The following is a 13,165-nucleotide window of genomic DNA, read 5'->3' as shown; positions in this document are numbered from 1 at the left end:
TCTACCGGTTTGGTCGCCACCATCACCCGGACCGCACCCGACGGACCAATCACCGGTTCGCCTTCAGTGCCTGAACGATCGACGCAATCATCGTCGGGTCCGCACCACGACCGGCCCGGATCGTGATTCCGTCGACTTCGATCTCGATGATCCCGGCATCGCAACGGCGAGCCCGGGTATCCGCCTTGGCCTTGCAGCGCACCGCTTTGCGCTCCCGGCCAACAGCGGTCGCCGGCATCGCAGCATCTACCACCGCCGGCACAAACTCTACTTCTTGCTCTTCGGAACAATCGACCGCAGCTTCTCGCAACTGACGGCGCCAGCCAAACAACTGCTGCGGCGACAAACCATGCCGTCGAGCCACGGAACACACCGAGTCGCCGCTCGCCACGATCTCCGCAACGATCCGCGCCTTGTCCTCGTCGCTCCACTTCCGCCGACGGCCAGCTCCGGTGAAGACCTCAAGCCGTCGCACCGGCTCCGTGATAGCACTATGCACTGTGTCCATTCTAAGCCTAACGGTCCAAACCGATCCGCAGACTCGCAGATCACCCCGTCATCCGGTAGGTGGCCGCGGAACAGCGCTTACGATATATTTCAGGTGGGCAATGGAGAATGAAGCGCTCAAACGGGGCCGCAGTATATCGGTAGTGTTACGGCTCGTCTGACGGTCCCTTGCTGGGGCTCCTCTCCAGCTCGTCCCGCGTCCTTCTGGAGCCTTCCAGCACAGCCTCGCTTGCGGCCAGGACGCGGAAGCTCCGCTCCATCTGCTCCAGAAAGCGCCGCGTGAAATCGTCCTTGGTCGCCTCCTTGGCCCGCCTATAGTGCTCCGCCATCTCCGCGTAATCGTCGGCACTCATACCGTTATATGCGGCTGAACATAGTAACGTTCCTAGGCTTCGGGGTCGGCGACGAAGAAGGTGTTGGGAACGACGCCTTCGAAGCGTCGTTAGCAACGTGCCGCTCCTCGGTAGAGCGGAAGTGGCAATGAAGGTGCTCCGGCTCTTGCCCCCGAAGACTCGGGGCACATGTCGAGCGGCGGCCCGGCTGGCACCTCGCCAGGGCCGCCGACGCGGCCCCAGCCAGTCCCCTCGCTGGGGCCGTTCTCTGCGTCGATTACGACACCACTTCTGACATGCCTAAGTAAATATGGAAATGAATATTCGGGCGCACACTGGCGCAGTGTTCAGGCTCAGTCACCACGACGGCGTCGAGCGCAGCTTCATGGCGTTGGCGGCGGTATCGTTCGTAGCGCTCATCGTAAGCGTCGGCCTCCGTCGATCTGGGCCTGTCATCTCATGATTGATCCAACCGCCTTGGCCTCAGCGAGAAACCCACTCGCTGGGGCCGTTTCTTTAGGGCGCCCTTAGTCCTTCGTATCGACGTTCTGAGGAGCGGGGCTGCTGTCGGACTTCACCATCTCCAGCTTGATCTGCCTCAGTTTGCCACTCAACCGACGCAACCTGGCTCGCGCCCGCTTAGCTGGCGTATTGAGTTGGGTCCCACGGTCCGTTTCTTCGCCATACCTGTTTTGCTCTTGCGGAAAAGGCTCATGCGTCTTGCGGCCGATGAAGGTGTCGGGCGGCGTGTTCTCGGCCAGAATCTTGATAGAATGCCGAACTGTGCTGCGCGCCTCATCAGCGAGCTTTTGAAGCCACGCTTGGTATTCGGCAATGTCGCACTGATCGGCCATAGCCGCGCTCCCTCCTCAATGCAGGCGGGAGCACTCTTTGTCTCTCAGCCACCGGCACCCACGGGCAAAGCCTTGGCCGGTGATGCTTCATAACGCATGGCGGGCGGGTTAGTTTACTTGTGAACATAGGCAGATGATAATTTAGGGTAGGTTTTTAATCCTGGGCCGGTTCGCTTTGAGTAGAGGGTAGAGCCGTGAGTTCCAAACCAGATACTCGCGTTGCCGAGCAGTACCTGACTTGGGCATTAGAGGAGCTTGCGAAACTCGGCTGCCATCCCCAAGCCTCTCTCCACGCTCGCATGGCTTTGAACTATCTGCTCGGCGGCAGCGAAAGTGTGCCCTGGCGCTTTAACGAGAGCGCAAAGCGGTTTCGCGACAAGGCCGATGAGGCCGAGCAGCTAGCGATGGTGGCACACACCGCAAGCCGCCGTGACACCCTGCTCAAGATCGCCGAAAGCTACCGTCTTACGGCTGAGCAGATGGAGCAATCGTCTGTAAACGTGACAAAGCGGGACAAAAATTCAAACTGAGACATTATCGAATTTAGACACGTGTCAAGTCGAGGTAATCCGGGAGAGCGGTCTAAATTGCTGAGGTTTCCCGATAGACTCGACGACGCTCCCAGCCAGTCGCGCGCTGAAGATGTGGTCCGTGGAGGATCGCATCCGGGAAGAAGCCCTGACGCCGCTAGCCCCCGTCGGGGCTTCTTGCTGCTTTACGCCGGCTCAGAATGTACGAACGCCGCCCGCTTAAAATGCATGCGGACGGCGCCGTCTAGCCCCAGGAGGATCTGCAAAATCCTGGCTAAGGTAAGTCTGCACAAAGACTTAGAAAGTTTAATACCTCTGAAGGGGTAGCGCTGGCCGTCGGAACGGCGCCGCGCCCACGCTTTTGCGCACCCGGCGTGGTCTCTGCCGATCGCGCTGTGTCAGGCGAACAGGTCTTTGCCCGGCTGCAGCATCCTCACGAACGTCCCGCTCTCGTGATACTCGAGCCAGCCCTGATCCTTGGCGTACTGCGAGCCGACCCAGTATTCGGCCGGCGTCGCCTTGTCCTGGTAGATCATCGGATAGTTGATCTTCTCAATGTAGATCCGGCCGTCCTGGATCGGTTCAAAGGCGCGGGCGTGCTCCATGATCCGGCGGGCAGCCTTTCTCCGGGTCCGCCCAGCGCCGGTCTTCCCTCATCTTCATCGTCGATTTGCGCAGCATAGATGTGAGGGGTGTGAATCTGGCTTTCGGCCGGACGGTGGCTATCAAACGTCGCGCCGCAGGGACAGCGCATCAGCGACGACGGCTGTTGAGAAGGGAGCTTTTCGCCGCGGTCCCACATGCCTGCTTGCGCGCGATCCAGTCGCGATGATCGCGCCTGGAAGTCCGCCTCGGCCAAGGTCGGCAGCAACTCGCCCCATGCTGCTTCGAACCCCGCGCGCACGTCGTCGAACGTCGAGGCCGGGGCCGCCGGTCGACCGATCGCAGCCTTGATAGAAGCCGCATTTCCATTCCCATTGGTCAGCGTGGTTCGGCACGCCGGTGCGCAGTCCGATCGCCCCGACGCGGACGTCGCCATGAAAGACGTCCCATTTCTCCCGGACGGCTTCCTTGTCGCGCCCGGCGCGTGAGCTCGGTCACGGCTCGTCTCCGATCGGGCAGCGCTGCCACAGCTGCAGCGGCTCCGCGGCCAGGCGCTTGCCAGCCGTGCCACTTCACGCAGCGCAGGCGACCGGCGAGATGGTGCACCCTGGTGGTCGGAACGTGGCGCAGTCGGCCAGGTCGACCGCGCGCGGTGTCTTGCATCGCAAGCATTTATCTCGAGCCACGGATAGCCGGCATTGATAGCCTGGTCAATCGAGGGCGACGGGTCGACCGGGCCACGCCACTGGTATGTCTGGCCACCTGATGGTCGGTCTGCCATTGCTTGCCTTCATACTCTATGCTGAAACGCGCTGGACGAAACTAGCCCAGCGCGGCATTCATGCTTCAATCAGCCGACGCGGTTTTGCTGCTCGTGAAGCCTAGCAGGCAATTGATGCTGGCGAGGTTCGATTTGACCAATCATTTTGACGAAATGGCTGCTGTGGTGGATTGGCTCGACTGCTGCCGGAGCCACGACCTCGAGGCGCTGCTCGACCTTTATGCCGATCAAGCTCGGCTCGAGTGTGCCTGCGAGGGCAGTCGGATCAGCGGCCGTTCCGCGCTGGCGGATTATTGGCGGCCGAAGCTGTCTACGGTGGCCGCGGACGCCTTCGGGCTCGAGGAGATCACGCCGCAGGACGACGGGGTGGTGCTGGATTATCTGAGCTATGAAGGCAAGCGGGTTCGGATCATGTTTGTATTCGATGCCCTTGGCAAGATTTCGCATATGCGGTGCGCCCCGTCTTCGCGGTGATGACGCGTCCTCATCGCGCGACATGGTTCTGGAGTGGAATCCGGCAACGCACGATGGTCTGGCCTTGCTCGCGGACCAGCTGCAGCGTTCCGTCGAGCGCGCGCACCCGTTCGTGCATGCCGATCAGGCCTCTCCCGAAGGTCAGGTCCGGCGGCAGGCCAGTGCCGTCGTCCGAAATCTCGAGCTGGATTTGATCGCCGTTGACGGTCGCCGCGACGCCCATCGTGGTCGCGTGAGCGTGCCGGAGCGCATTAGTCACTCCCTCCTGGATAACGCGGTACGCGGTTTGCGAGAGCAGGGCATCGAGCTCATCCAGCCGATCGTCGAGCCGGGATGTCACGCGGAGGCCGGGCGCTTGGGATCGGGCGTTTCGCAGCAACGTCTGTACGCTTGCGGCTAGTCCAAGATCCGCAACATAAAGCGGGCTCAGTCCCTCCAGGACGCGCCTGTTAGCCTGTTGCAAGGCTTCGGCTGCGCTGAGGATGCCATGCGCCGGCGAACCCGGCTCGGGCGGGCCCTCCGCCTCGGGATCCGACAGCGCGGTAGCGTTGGCGCGGATCGCGAACAGAAGCGGGCCCATCTCGTCATGTAGCTCCCGGGCGAGCTCGCGGCGCTCCTCGTCCTGCACGGCGACGATCTTGCGCAGCAGGTTCCGATTGTCTTGGCTAAGCCGCCTCAGCGTTACTGCAAGCTGATTGGCTTCCGCACAGCTCTTGCGGATCTCCGGAGGGCCGGCCAGCGGAATGGCGGCATCGTAATCGCCGTTTCGCATCCGGGTCAGTCCGGCGCCGAGCTGAGCCAGCGGCCGAAGCGCCGCGCCGGTCGTGAAATAGGCGCTCAGCGCGGCGAGCAGCATCAGCGCCGAGCTCGACGAGACGATCGCAACGAAGCCCGCCCATTTCTCCTCGATGTCCGGCGACAGATCGGGACTAAAGACGATGTCCCCGACATGCGTCACCCCGATCCTGATCGGATGCGTGGAGCCGAGCTCGGGAACCTTGAGCAGGGCGGTGAACCACGCGGGAATGTTGCCGTGGTGGCGGTCCGCCGCGCTGCGCTGCGGCCGCGTTCCAGGCGGCACGAATGCGATGGTCTCGGACCTCCCGAGCTTGTCTGCGAATGCGTCGAGGGTTTGCGGCGGGTTGCCGGCAACTGCGAGCGCGGCATTCAGCGCATTGGCCACCCGCTCGGCGGAGCGCGCGGCCTGGGCGTTTTCATTCTCGAACTGCTCGGGGGAGACGATCTGCAGGGCGAGGCCGCCGAGCAGCAAGGCGCCGACCACCATCGCAGCCATCGGCAGCAACAGCCGGGCACGAAGTGAGAGGTGGTTCCAGAATCTGTTCCAGAGTCTTGCCACGTCGGGCTCCGTTCAGCGATTCTTCTCTTTCAATTTCCGCGCGAAGTTCTATCAAAGGCAGGGGAGAGAATGATGCACGATACGTCCAAATCGTCCATGAGAGTATTGATCGTCGACGATCACCCGGTGGTGGTGTCGGGCTGCCGGTCCCTGTTTGCTTCCGACAAGACGGTGAAGATCGAGGAGGCCGCCGATGCCAAGGCCGGCCTGCGCGCCTTTACCCAGAAGCGGCCGGACGTGACCGTGATCGACATCAAGCTTCCCGATGTCTCCGGTTTCGAGCTGCTGCGCAGGATCCGGAAAGACGACCCGGTCGCCCGGATTATCATGTTCAGCATGAACGACGATCCCGCTTTCGTGGTGCGAGCGGTGGAGATGGGGGCGCAAGGCTATCTCTCCAAGAGCGACGATCCGCGCCTGTTCGTCAAGGCGGTGCGCAAGGTCGCGGCAGGCGAGCGGTTCATTTCGCCGCATCTCGCGGAGGCGATCGCGTTCGCCGGCGCCGCGATCAAGGCCAGCCCCGCCTCGCAGATGTCGGCGCGGGAGCTGGAGATCTTGCGGTTGCTCGGCCGCGGCGACAAGATCGTCGAAGTCGCATCAGCGCTAGGCATCTCCTACAAGACTGTCGCCAATGCCACGTCGCTGCTCAAGCAGAAGCTCGGCGCGAAGAACCACTCAGACCTGGTACGGATCGCCGTCGAAATGGAACTTGGCTGATCCTTGCATAAATTGAACTGATCGCGTGCAGTGACGCGACAATTCTTCATTGCCGTACACCAGGCGGCATTCATCAGGCCAAACGAACCCACCGGTAGCGGAAATCTTCAAGCAAGAGCTTCACGGCTCACCAGTTCGGGAACGACCAGCCCTGCCATTCCGGCTCGCGATAGCTCGCGAAGCGCTGACCGCGCTGTGCAAGTTGCTGGCGTCTCTCGCGCTGCGCCTGCCGGGTGGGCTTTGCGTGTCGCGCGCTGCGCTCGGGGCGCGCCCGCGGAGCTGCCCGCGACGCATCAACCTGCGCAACCGTCGCGGGCGGCGCAGCGGGGAGCGGCGCGGCGACAGCCGCCGAAGCTGGGAGGGCAGGCGCGGCGGCAGGGAGCGGGGTGCTCGTGTCCATGCGTATCGCCTCCGGCCATTTGTGCTGCGAGCGAATGCGGATGATTGTGCGATCGATGTCGTTGCGAGCGACGGTGACTGGCGCCGGGGCTGAAAAATACCAGTCGGTGAGAAACAGCAGACCGAGCAGCGTCGCGCCTGTAAACAGAAAATACCGGACCAGAGGCATCAACAACCTTCACCGCAATCCCGGACCGCACATCGGCACCGGCGCCGATCAACGGGAGAAAATGGCAAACGTTCCTCGCCGATCGCATGCGCTGAAACATGAAGCCACCCGCGGGCGGCCTCATCATGTCGTCGGTACGCTCACCAGGTCACCCAGTTGCGGCCGCGCCAATAGCCGCGTCCTTCGTGCTCGCGAACCGCTCGCGCGACCCCAGCGCCAATTGCCGTGAACCACGACGCGGGATTCACGCGGATAAGCATAGGTCTCATGGGTGTGCCTGCACACCCGCCCAGCGCACGCGATCGCCGCCGATGCGCTGATCGCGGACGTGGCCAGGAAGCCGGCGCCAAGGATGGCGCTGCGGCCGTCTTGCCGAGCCGTCTCATCTCATATCTCCTCAGGTGGGAACCATTGCCGCTGCGCCAACATCCGGTTTGCCGCCGTCCTTTTTGTCGGGAAAAATATGCAAATGGTTGGGAACGGTTTGCCTCGGCGGCAGTTGATGACCTGCTTAAACGAGCACAATCAACTTCCCCAAAGGCTCCGGCGCGGTTCCCCGGCTGCGCCGGAGCTAATTATTGTGCCGGGTGCGGCGAGCAGGAGAGCGCGTCGACCGCGCCTTTGACGTGGAAGGGATTTTGATCAAGCAATCAGCCGGCTGCGCTGTCTCACACCGCACAATGGTTGCCGGGTCCGAGCGAGCTGAGGCGGATTGCCAGCGCTAGAACGGAGCGCGCACCTGCTGCGCGGCAAGCATCGCCGGATACTTTGCCGCCCTCGATTGCACGAACAGGCTCGATGTCACGATCAGTGCAAGCGAGAACAATGCCACCACCGACATGCATGCGACCTGATCGCCAGCGCCCATCTCAGCCACTCCGTGTTTTGCCTCGGACCGTGAACCTGGCAGGAACCGGTTCGTTCCTGATGTCGGGAAAAACCGGCAACATGCGGCGGCTGCCGCCGGCGGGTCGCAGCCGGCTGATGCAACCCGGCATGGCCGTATGCGGTAGCTTCGATTATACCATGATTGGACTGGCACAGATTGGCAAGATCGAGCGGGGGTCTTCGTGTGACGAGCAAGCGTGTCGAACGACAATTGGCTGCAGTGCTGGCGGCTGACGTCGCTGGCTATAACCGCCTCATGAGCGTTGACGAACTAGGGACCCTCGAAGGCCTCAAGACGGTTCGGGGCCAGGTTGTCGACCCAGCCATCGCACGCCATAACGGACGGACCGTCAAAACCACGGGCGACGGAATGCTCGTGGAGTTTGCGGTCGATGACATCACCTGCGCAATGGCCATTCAAGATGAGATGGAAGTGCGCAACAAGGGTAGCCATCGTGGAATTAGCTTCCGGATAGGCATCAATATCGGCGACGTCATCATCGATGGGGTGACATATTCAGCGATGGCGTCAACATCGCATCGTCACCTGCACTAGCGATTGCGAAACCCTCAACCGAAACGTATCGCTACCGCTTCCTGACAAACCGTCGATCGCAATACTTTCGTTCCAGAACATGAGCAGCGATCCCGAACAGGAATACTTTGCAGATAGGATGGTCGTGCGAAATCAGCTCTTCCAAATTTTTTCAAATCGGTGAATGTTCTTGTGCAGCGCCTGCAACTACCATTGCCGGATCTTCTCAGTCAGCACGGGCGATCCGACGACAGTGTCACGTGTGATCCTCCAGGCGCACAGAGCGTGGCGACCTACAAGGAGCCCACCGGCCCGGCCGTGCCTGCGTTCGCTGGCAATTGAATGACGCGCAGGTGGCGGCCGTCGCGACCCTATATGCGCAACCACTGCGGCAAGGCGACGCCGGTCGGTGAGGCCGAAGCGAGGAATGAACGCACGGCGCTCGACGCTAGGACGAACTAAGTCTCACGTCGGCGTCAAGAATTCCCCCTAGCCTTAGTAGGATTCCTTGCCGGAACAGTCCGGCGCCGGCGAAGACGAGCGTGAGACCGATGCGATGGCGCAACTTCATGAAGATGGCCGCGAGAAGGCTTGCCTTGAACGTGCCGATCGTCAAGGTAACGAACCATTGCCGATTCCGCGCGCCAGAAGACAAGGCCGATGCAGGCCGCGCCTACGAGCAGCCATGTGACGATCCTTGGTATCGGGCGAGAAAAATCTCGACCGCTCACGCGACCCGCGCCCGATTGGAAGGTCTGAATGGCAAAGAAGCGAAGAAGCAGATCGCGCGCGGTCGCAAACAGGACGGCGCACACGTCGCCGGCGGGCAGGATTGTTACGAGGCGAAGAAAACCCTGAAGTCGGCTGCGTCGGTGAAGGGGGCCGTCAACAAGATCGGCATCAGCCGCAACCGAATTGAGCGTCGGCTCGGATCGGCGATGAAGAAGTCGTTAGGAACGGTACCTTCGAAGCGTCGTTAGCAATACGTCGCTCGCGGCAGAGCGGTTGGCGAATGAACGTGCCCGGCTCTAGCCCCCGGCGAACCCGGGGCATATTCGATCAGTTAACAGGCGCGTATTAAGTGGGGCTGGAATGCTCTATCGATCGATTGAACGAAAATGGTTGAAGGGCTCAGACTTTATGTAGCTTTCGCAGTCGATGCCGCGGGCGTTTCTCGGGCCACCTATGAGTTCACTAGCCATGGTGATGACGAGGCGACAGAGCGGGCTAAGGGAGATCTGAATGCCCACGAGTTCATCGAGCTTTGGACCGACCATCGGTTCGTCATTCGTCTGAAACGCGGGTCGGAGTGAGCTAGTCAGCCGCGGGGCCACAGTCGGGCTGTCCCTTCGTCATTGGCCGCCTGTCGTTCAAAATCAGCCTAGAGCCTGGAATCACTTTTGTGCGCAGCCACCGCTCGAACTGGCGCGCGCGCTCCGCGTGTCTGCTTGTGGAAGGGCAGCCGAACGCGCGCCAGGGCAATCAGATCGGGACGCCGTAGTAGTCGTTCACCGACCGGCCGGCCGCCGGATCATTCCAATTCCAGCTGGCCTCATCGCGATACTTTGGCGCGCCCTGCAATCGGCTTTCGGTTATGCCGGTGACGTAGCCGCCGAGATTGGTGTCGTACTTCAGCGACTGCCACGGGAGGGGATAGTGATCGTCCCCGATGCCGAGGAAACCGCCGAAGCTGAGAACGGCATACGACACCTTGCCGCTTGTTTTGTCGATCATGAGACGTTCGATGGTGCCGACCTTGTTGCCGTCGGCTCCATAAACTGCCGTGCCTTCAACCTTGTCGCTTCCAATCAGAACGTCGGATTCATTGTCGTCTAAAGCCATGGTCGTCCTCCAATACAAATAGCTTTGGCTGCAAATCATCAAGTTCGTTGAACGTTCCTATCGTTGCCTTCTTGCCGGGAGAAGCAGTTCGAAGCGGCATTGCGACGCCGGGCGTCGTCACCAACTGTTCGACTTCAATCGTTCGCTCCGCGGCGCTCGCTCTCCAGCCGCCACGAGCCAGCCCGTCGCGTCGGCGCGTACGTCATGCGATCAGGGAGAAGGTCATTGCCGCAGCCGGGTGTCGGCAGGTATCAACCTGGCGTTTTGGCTGGCCGGGAAGATCGAAGGTCGCCAGCGAAAGCCTCCGGCGATCAGAGCAGGCTCGTCCCGAAAATGGCATCGAGACGCTTCATCGACCTGGCGGGAAGGGCAATGTTTTATGGAATTCTATCGGCTGAAAGACGGCTTTGGTTCGGTTGGCCGTGGCCGCCAGGCCCGACTTGGGGGAAGTTTCCTGGCCCGTTGGCGTAGCTCCTGGGTTTCTCTGTTAAGGCGTTCTTCAAGAGGGAAAATCTGTCTAACCCGGCGTCGTCGCTTCATGGCTCCTCTCTCCAAAGCTGACGGTCCAGCTAAAAACAGCAGAATTCTCGGAAGATGGAAAAGTTCCGGTGACCTTGGACGACTAGTGCCGCCTTGAAGGCCCTTGCCAGAGCGGTTGCTGCAACGCACCGGATCCGCGCCCGCCACCGGCATCAGCACCAGCAGGAATAAGACTAGGCGCTCGCTGTCCGGTCGGTCACGAAGCCTCAGCTGGCGGTTTCCCGCGCAATAGGAGCCAAGGTCGATGGCCCGACGTTGAAGGTTCATGGAGACCATGAATGCCTATCTGCGTCGAAAGCATGAGGAGCTTCAGTTGCTGGACGCTTGTCTTGACGAGTCCTTTGCGCCGGCAACTCCGAAATCGATCAATGAAGCGATCGCACTCAAGTTCAAGCTGACGGCGGCCATCAGAGCTCAGCACGATCTAAAAGATTGGACCACGACCGAAACCGCTTGGTCGCATCGCAAGAAATCTTCTGATAGCCCGTTCGACTTCCGGTATGACTATCAGCGCGCCGATCTCGACGTGGCTGGCCCGTCGTTTTATGATCTCGGCGATGACATCAAGTGCGAGACCGTCTACACGTCTTCTGGCATGGCCTCCATATCTGCCCTGCTTTTGGCGTCGTCGCACTTGTTCGATCGCGCGGATATCGTCTCGCTGCCAGGGACGTACGGAGAGACCCTGGAGTTCATCGAAGCGTACGCTAGGCACCTGAAGAGCATCACGGCCGTAGAAGTCCTGGGCGCCCCCACTTCAGGCGCGTCGCACCGCATCCTTCTTCTGGATTCCTGCGCATCGGCAAAGGATTTCGAAGCCTGTCTGCGGTCACCCTGGGCGCAATTCGACCTCTGCATCTTTGATAGCAGTTGCCTCGCCGGTGGCTCCGGCAAGATCGCGCGGACGTTACGGAAGGGCCGCAGATCCGGAGTGCCCGTGGCTATGATACGAAGCCATACAAAGTTGGATTCGCTGGGCGTCGAGTATGGACGATTGGGCTCTACGACCTTCGTCCGCTCCGCTGAGGCCGATCTCTGGGGTCGGTCGCCTCTGCGAAACCTGCCCGATGGGATGAGAAATGCAGTCAGACTGCTCGGCGGCGCAGCGCTACCGGCCCACTTCCCACCTTATGTCGGCAGCCCCGAATATCGGTCGCTGACCACAAGGAGAGTGGCTGCGATCATCCGCAACAGCCGCCGCACTGCTCACTTCTTCCGCCAGGCGCTTGGCGATCTGGTGAGGCAAACGAATTTCGCGCATGGCCTTTACGTGTTGCTCAAATGCAGGAGTCCCTTGGACGAAGAAGAGGCTAGGCAAGCGGCGTCGGAGATGGGCAGGGATCTTGGCCTGGCCGGCTTTCCGATCCGTCATGCCGGAAGCTTCGGGTTCGACTTCGCTGCCACGGAATGGTTTCACGACACGACGACCGGGGCCTTCAACGTCCGCATAGCCGTCCCGGACCTTCCCACCAAAGTATGGGACGAACAAACCCGCGCGATAGCTCGGTGGTGGAACGAACACAACAGCCGAGCATGAAGCATGCGGGGACCCTTGCTAGCGGCCCCGGCTCAAGTCTCGACCACGACTCGCTCGTATTTCCGCCGATGAAGAAGGCCGCGCGAGATTTTCGCGAATTCGATGTCTGTCCTGTTCCATGAAGCTTCAGGGCAGTCTGAGCCGCGATGCAGGCCACGCCTCGCGGGCGGACGACAAACCGAAGTCTAAACTGGCTCCAGCCTGGTTTCCCGCTGGGACCGTTTCTTTGAGCCTGCCCGCCAGCCCGAGCCGGCCTTACTGTCGCGGAGAATGGGAGCGTCGTCTGCGGACCGGTGGTCGCACTGGTGGCACCGCGCGGCAATGCATTTGTTTCAGAGGAGTGGCGGTGCCTGGTTTTTACGTTCTCAGCCAGCCCGGGTTAGGAACCGGTTTGTGGAAGTTGCATTGTCGCTCAATATTGCACTGACGGTCGGCGCGATGTCTGCCGCAACCGTTGCACCTGCGGAGGCGCGATGGCGGTTGGCGTCGGATGGGGCCCGGGTCTCAGACTTGCGGCGGGTGCACTGGCCTTTGGAACCGCTGCAGCTTCGTCCACTCGTGTAAGGGCTCGGGTTTGACGACCTGGACGCTATCTTGGCTTGGGGGCCCCGCAGCGCGGCGGCGAAGGTTAGACCGAGAAAGCTGACTTTGAGCCGTACCGCGGCTTCGCGGCGGTTGATTTCACGGCACGGTCAGCAGTGAGGCCTTCCGCGATGATTGTTTGCAGAGCGGCCGTCCACAGCGCGATCTCGTGGTCGATTCTTTGGCATTGCGATGCAAATCAATCCGTGACGCCAGCTCGTACTGGCGAGCCTTTTCTAGCAGCGCGTCTCTGATTGGACCGGGCGGAAGTAGAGTAGCCTGTCTTCGTGCTTCCCGCGCGCACTCAGCGCTGACTTCCTGTTCTCTCGTCATGGTTCGCGTCCAGCTCCTTGCGAACGGCTGCGGCCGAATTCCCGGCTTTTTCGATGACCTTACGAAGCTCCTCCTGCGAGACACCGAGCGCGTGAGCCCAGCATTTCATTTGGTCACGCGCATGGATGTTGATCTTCGAACGCTCGAACTGATCTTTCTTAGTAAGGTTGTCCATACCTGAAACA

At 61.1% G+C, this 13,165-nt stretch carries 15 protein-coding genes and 1 pseudogene; 6 read left to right on the top strand and 10 right to left on the bottom strand.

Annotation, left to right across the window (positions count from 1 at the left end; translation table 11 throughout):
- Positions 1 to 49 precede the first annotated feature (49 nt).
- The 3 genes from I6F38_RS27290 to I6F38_RS27280 all read right to left on the bottom strand — a co-directional run bounded on the left by I6F38_RS27290 (position 50) and on the right by I6F38_RS27280 (position 1,693).
- Positions 50 to 475, bottom strand: a complete 426-nt coding sequence (locus I6F38_RS27290; protein WP_225162502.1) for a transposase — start codon at positions 473 to 475, stop codon at positions 50 to 52.
- Positions 476 to 653: 178 nt separating this feature from the next.
- On the bottom strand, positions 654 to 860 hold the full coding sequence (locus tag I6F38_RS27285) for a hypothetical protein (RefSeq protein WP_018271015.1): 207 nt from the start codon (positions 858 to 860) through the stop codon (positions 654 to 656).
- Between the two features lie 506 nt (positions 861 to 1,366).
- A complete protein-coding gene (locus tag I6F38_RS27280) occupies positions 1,367 to 1,693 on the bottom strand; it encodes a hypothetical protein (RefSeq protein WP_018271017.1) in 327 nt (108 codons plus the stop codon).
- A 194-nt stretch (positions 1,694 to 1,887) separates the two neighbouring features.
- Here I6F38_RS27280 and I6F38_RS27275 point away from each other — a divergent pair, with 194 nt between their 5' ends.
- Entirely contained in the window at positions 1,888 to 2,223 is a 336-nt protein-coding gene (locus I6F38_RS27275) for a hypothetical protein (protein WP_125459372.1), read from the top strand.
- Between the two features lie 398 nt (positions 2,224 to 2,621).
- On the opposite strand, the gene I6F38_RS27270 is transcribed toward I6F38_RS27275, so the two are convergent.
- Together I6F38_RS27270 and I6F38_RS27265 are read right to left on the bottom strand one after the other, a co-directional pair.
- Positions 2,622 to 2,828 carry a hypothetical protein gene (locus tag I6F38_RS27270; RefSeq protein WP_225162501.1) on the bottom strand — a complete coding sequence of 69 codons (207 nt, stop codon included), beginning with the start codon at positions 2,826 to 2,828 and terminating at the stop codon, positions 2,622 to 2,624.
- A gap of 492 nt (positions 2,829 to 3,320) precedes the next feature.
- Positions 3,321 to 3,562: pseudogene (locus tag I6F38_RS27265) on the bottom strand (hypothetical protein); the annotation flags it as partial.
- Positions 3,563 to 3,721: 159 nt separating this feature from the next.
- Here I6F38_RS27265 and I6F38_RS27260 point away from each other — a divergent pair.
- The gene (locus tag I6F38_RS27260) at positions 3,722 to 4,081 is read left to right on the top strand and encodes a nuclear transport factor 2 family protein (protein ID WP_016843833.1); all 360 of its coding nucleotides are present in this window, start codon (positions 3,722 to 3,724) and stop codon (positions 4,079 to 4,081) included.
- Between the two features lie 10 nt (positions 4,082 to 4,091).
- Here I6F38_RS27260 and I6F38_RS27255 read toward each other — a convergent pair whose 3' ends face one another.
- Positions 4,092 to 5,438, bottom strand: a complete 1,347-nt coding sequence (locus I6F38_RS27255) for an ATP-binding protein (protein WP_028342827.1) — start codon at positions 5,436 to 5,438, stop codon at positions 4,092 to 4,094.
- A gap of 72 nt (positions 5,439 to 5,510) precedes the next feature.
- Between I6F38_RS27255 and I6F38_RS27250 the strand changes: the two genes are divergently transcribed.
- Positions 5,511 to 6,155 (top strand): response regulator transcription factor, encoded by a 645-nt coding sequence (locus I6F38_RS27250; protein WP_026192607.1) that lies wholly within the window; start codon positions 5,511 to 5,513, stop codon positions 6,153 to 6,155.
- Positions 6,156 to 6,282: 127 nt separating this feature from the next.
- Here the strand turns inward: I6F38_RS27250 and I6F38_RS27245 are convergent, their stop codons facing one another.
- Both I6F38_RS27245 and I6F38_RS27240 read right to left on the bottom strand, forming a co-directional pair.
- Positions 6,283 to 6,723 carry a hypothetical protein gene (locus I6F38_RS27245; RefSeq protein ID WP_018271022.1) on the bottom strand — a complete coding sequence of 147 codons (441 nt, stop codon included), beginning with the start codon at positions 6,721 to 6,723 and terminating at the stop codon, positions 6,283 to 6,285.
- Between the two features lie 721 nt (positions 6,724 to 7,444).
- Complete coding sequence (locus I6F38_RS27240) at positions 7,445 to 7,591, bottom strand: hypothetical protein (RefSeq protein WP_016843837.1); 147 nt, start codon at positions 7,589 to 7,591, stop codon at positions 7,445 to 7,447.
- Positions 7,592 to 7,795: 204 nt separating this feature from the next.
- Here I6F38_RS27240 and I6F38_RS27235 point away from each other — a divergent pair, with 204 nt between their 5' ends.
- Together I6F38_RS27235 and I6F38_RS27230 are read left to right on the top strand one after the other, a co-directional pair.
- Positions 7,796 to 8,167: an adenylate/guanylate cyclase domain-containing protein gene (locus I6F38_RS27235; RefSeq protein WP_026192608.1), complete on the top strand. Its 372-nt coding sequence runs from the start codon at positions 7,796 to 7,798 to the stop codon at positions 8,165 to 8,167.
- Between the two features lie 734 nt (positions 8,168 to 8,901).
- Entirely contained in the window at positions 8,902 to 9,126 is a 225-nt protein-coding gene (locus I6F38_RS27230) for a hypothetical protein (protein WP_051448025.1), read from the top strand.
- Between the two features lie 502 nt (positions 9,127 to 9,628).
- On the opposite strand, the gene I6F38_RS27225 is transcribed toward I6F38_RS27230, so the two are convergent.
- Positions 9,629 to 9,988 (bottom strand): PRC-barrel domain-containing protein, encoded by a 360-nt coding sequence (locus I6F38_RS27225; protein ID WP_225162500.1) that lies wholly within the window; start codon positions 9,986 to 9,988, stop codon positions 9,629 to 9,631.
- An 814-nt stretch (positions 9,989 to 10,802) separates the two neighbouring features.
- Between I6F38_RS27225 and I6F38_RS27220 the strand changes: the two genes are divergently transcribed.
- The gene (locus I6F38_RS27220) at positions 10,803 to 12,065 is read left to right on the top strand and encodes a hypothetical protein (RefSeq protein WP_307724549.1); all 1,263 of its coding nucleotides are present in this window, start codon (positions 10,803 to 10,805) and stop codon (positions 12,063 to 12,065) included.
- Between the two features lie 886 nt (positions 12,066 to 12,951).
- Here I6F38_RS27220 and I6F38_RS27215 read toward each other — a convergent pair.
- A complete protein-coding gene (locus I6F38_RS27215; RefSeq protein WP_028342824.1) occupies positions 12,952 to 13,155 on the bottom strand; it encodes a DUF3606 domain-containing protein in 204 nt (67 codons plus the stop codon).
- Between the last annotated feature and the right edge of the window lie 10 nt (positions 13,156 to 13,165).

It is taken from the genome of Bradyrhizobium sp. BRP56, assembly GCF_020194035.1.
Taxonomy (GTDB): domain Bacteria; phylum Pseudomonadota; class Alphaproteobacteria; order Rhizobiales; family Xanthobacteraceae; genus Bradyrhizobium; species Bradyrhizobium australafricanum.
Note: the sequence above shows the minus strand (reverse complement) of the source record. Positions and strands in the feature narration are given on the sequence as shown.

Bases quoted from the DNA above. Each gene is read 5' to 3' on its own strand.
- I6F38_RS27285 (WP_018271015.1), bottom strand. From the start codon at position 860: ATGAGTGCCGACGATTACGCGGAGATGGCGGAGCACTATAGGCGGGCC.
- I6F38_RS27280 (WP_018271017.1), bottom strand. From the start codon at position 1,693: ATGGCCGATCAGTGCGACATTGCCGAATACCAAGCGTGGCTTCAAAAG.
- I6F38_RS27270 (WP_225162501.1), bottom strand. From the start codon at position 2,828: ATGGAGCACGCCCGCGCCTTTGAACCGATCCAGGACGGCCGGATCTAC.
- I6F38_RS27260 (WP_016843833.1), top strand. From the start codon at position 3,722: ATGCTGGCGAGGTTCGATTTGACCAATCATTTTGACGAAATGGCTGCT.
- I6F38_RS27250 (WP_026192607.1), top strand. From the start codon at position 5,511: ATGCACGATACGTCCAAATCGTCCATGAGAGTATTGATCGTCGACGAT.
- I6F38_RS27245 (WP_018271022.1), bottom strand. From the start codon at position 6,723: ATGCCTCTGGTCCGGTATTTTCTGTTTACAGGCGCGACGCTGCTCGGT.
- I6F38_RS27240 (WP_016843837.1), bottom strand. From the start codon at position 7,591: ATGGGCGCTGGCGATCAGGTCGCATGCATGTCGGTGGTGGCATTGTTC.
- I6F38_RS27225 (WP_225162500.1), bottom strand. From the start codon at position 9,988: ATGGCTTTAGACGACAATGAATCCGACGTTCTGATTGGAAGCGACAAG.
- I6F38_RS27220 (WP_307724549.1), top strand. From the start codon at position 10,803: ATGAATGCCTATCTGCGTCGAAAGCATGAGGAGCTTCAGTTGCTGGAC.
- I6F38_RS27215 (WP_028342824.1), bottom strand. From the start codon at position 13,155: ATGGACAACCTTACTAAGAAAGATCAGTTCGAGCGTTCGAAGATCAAC.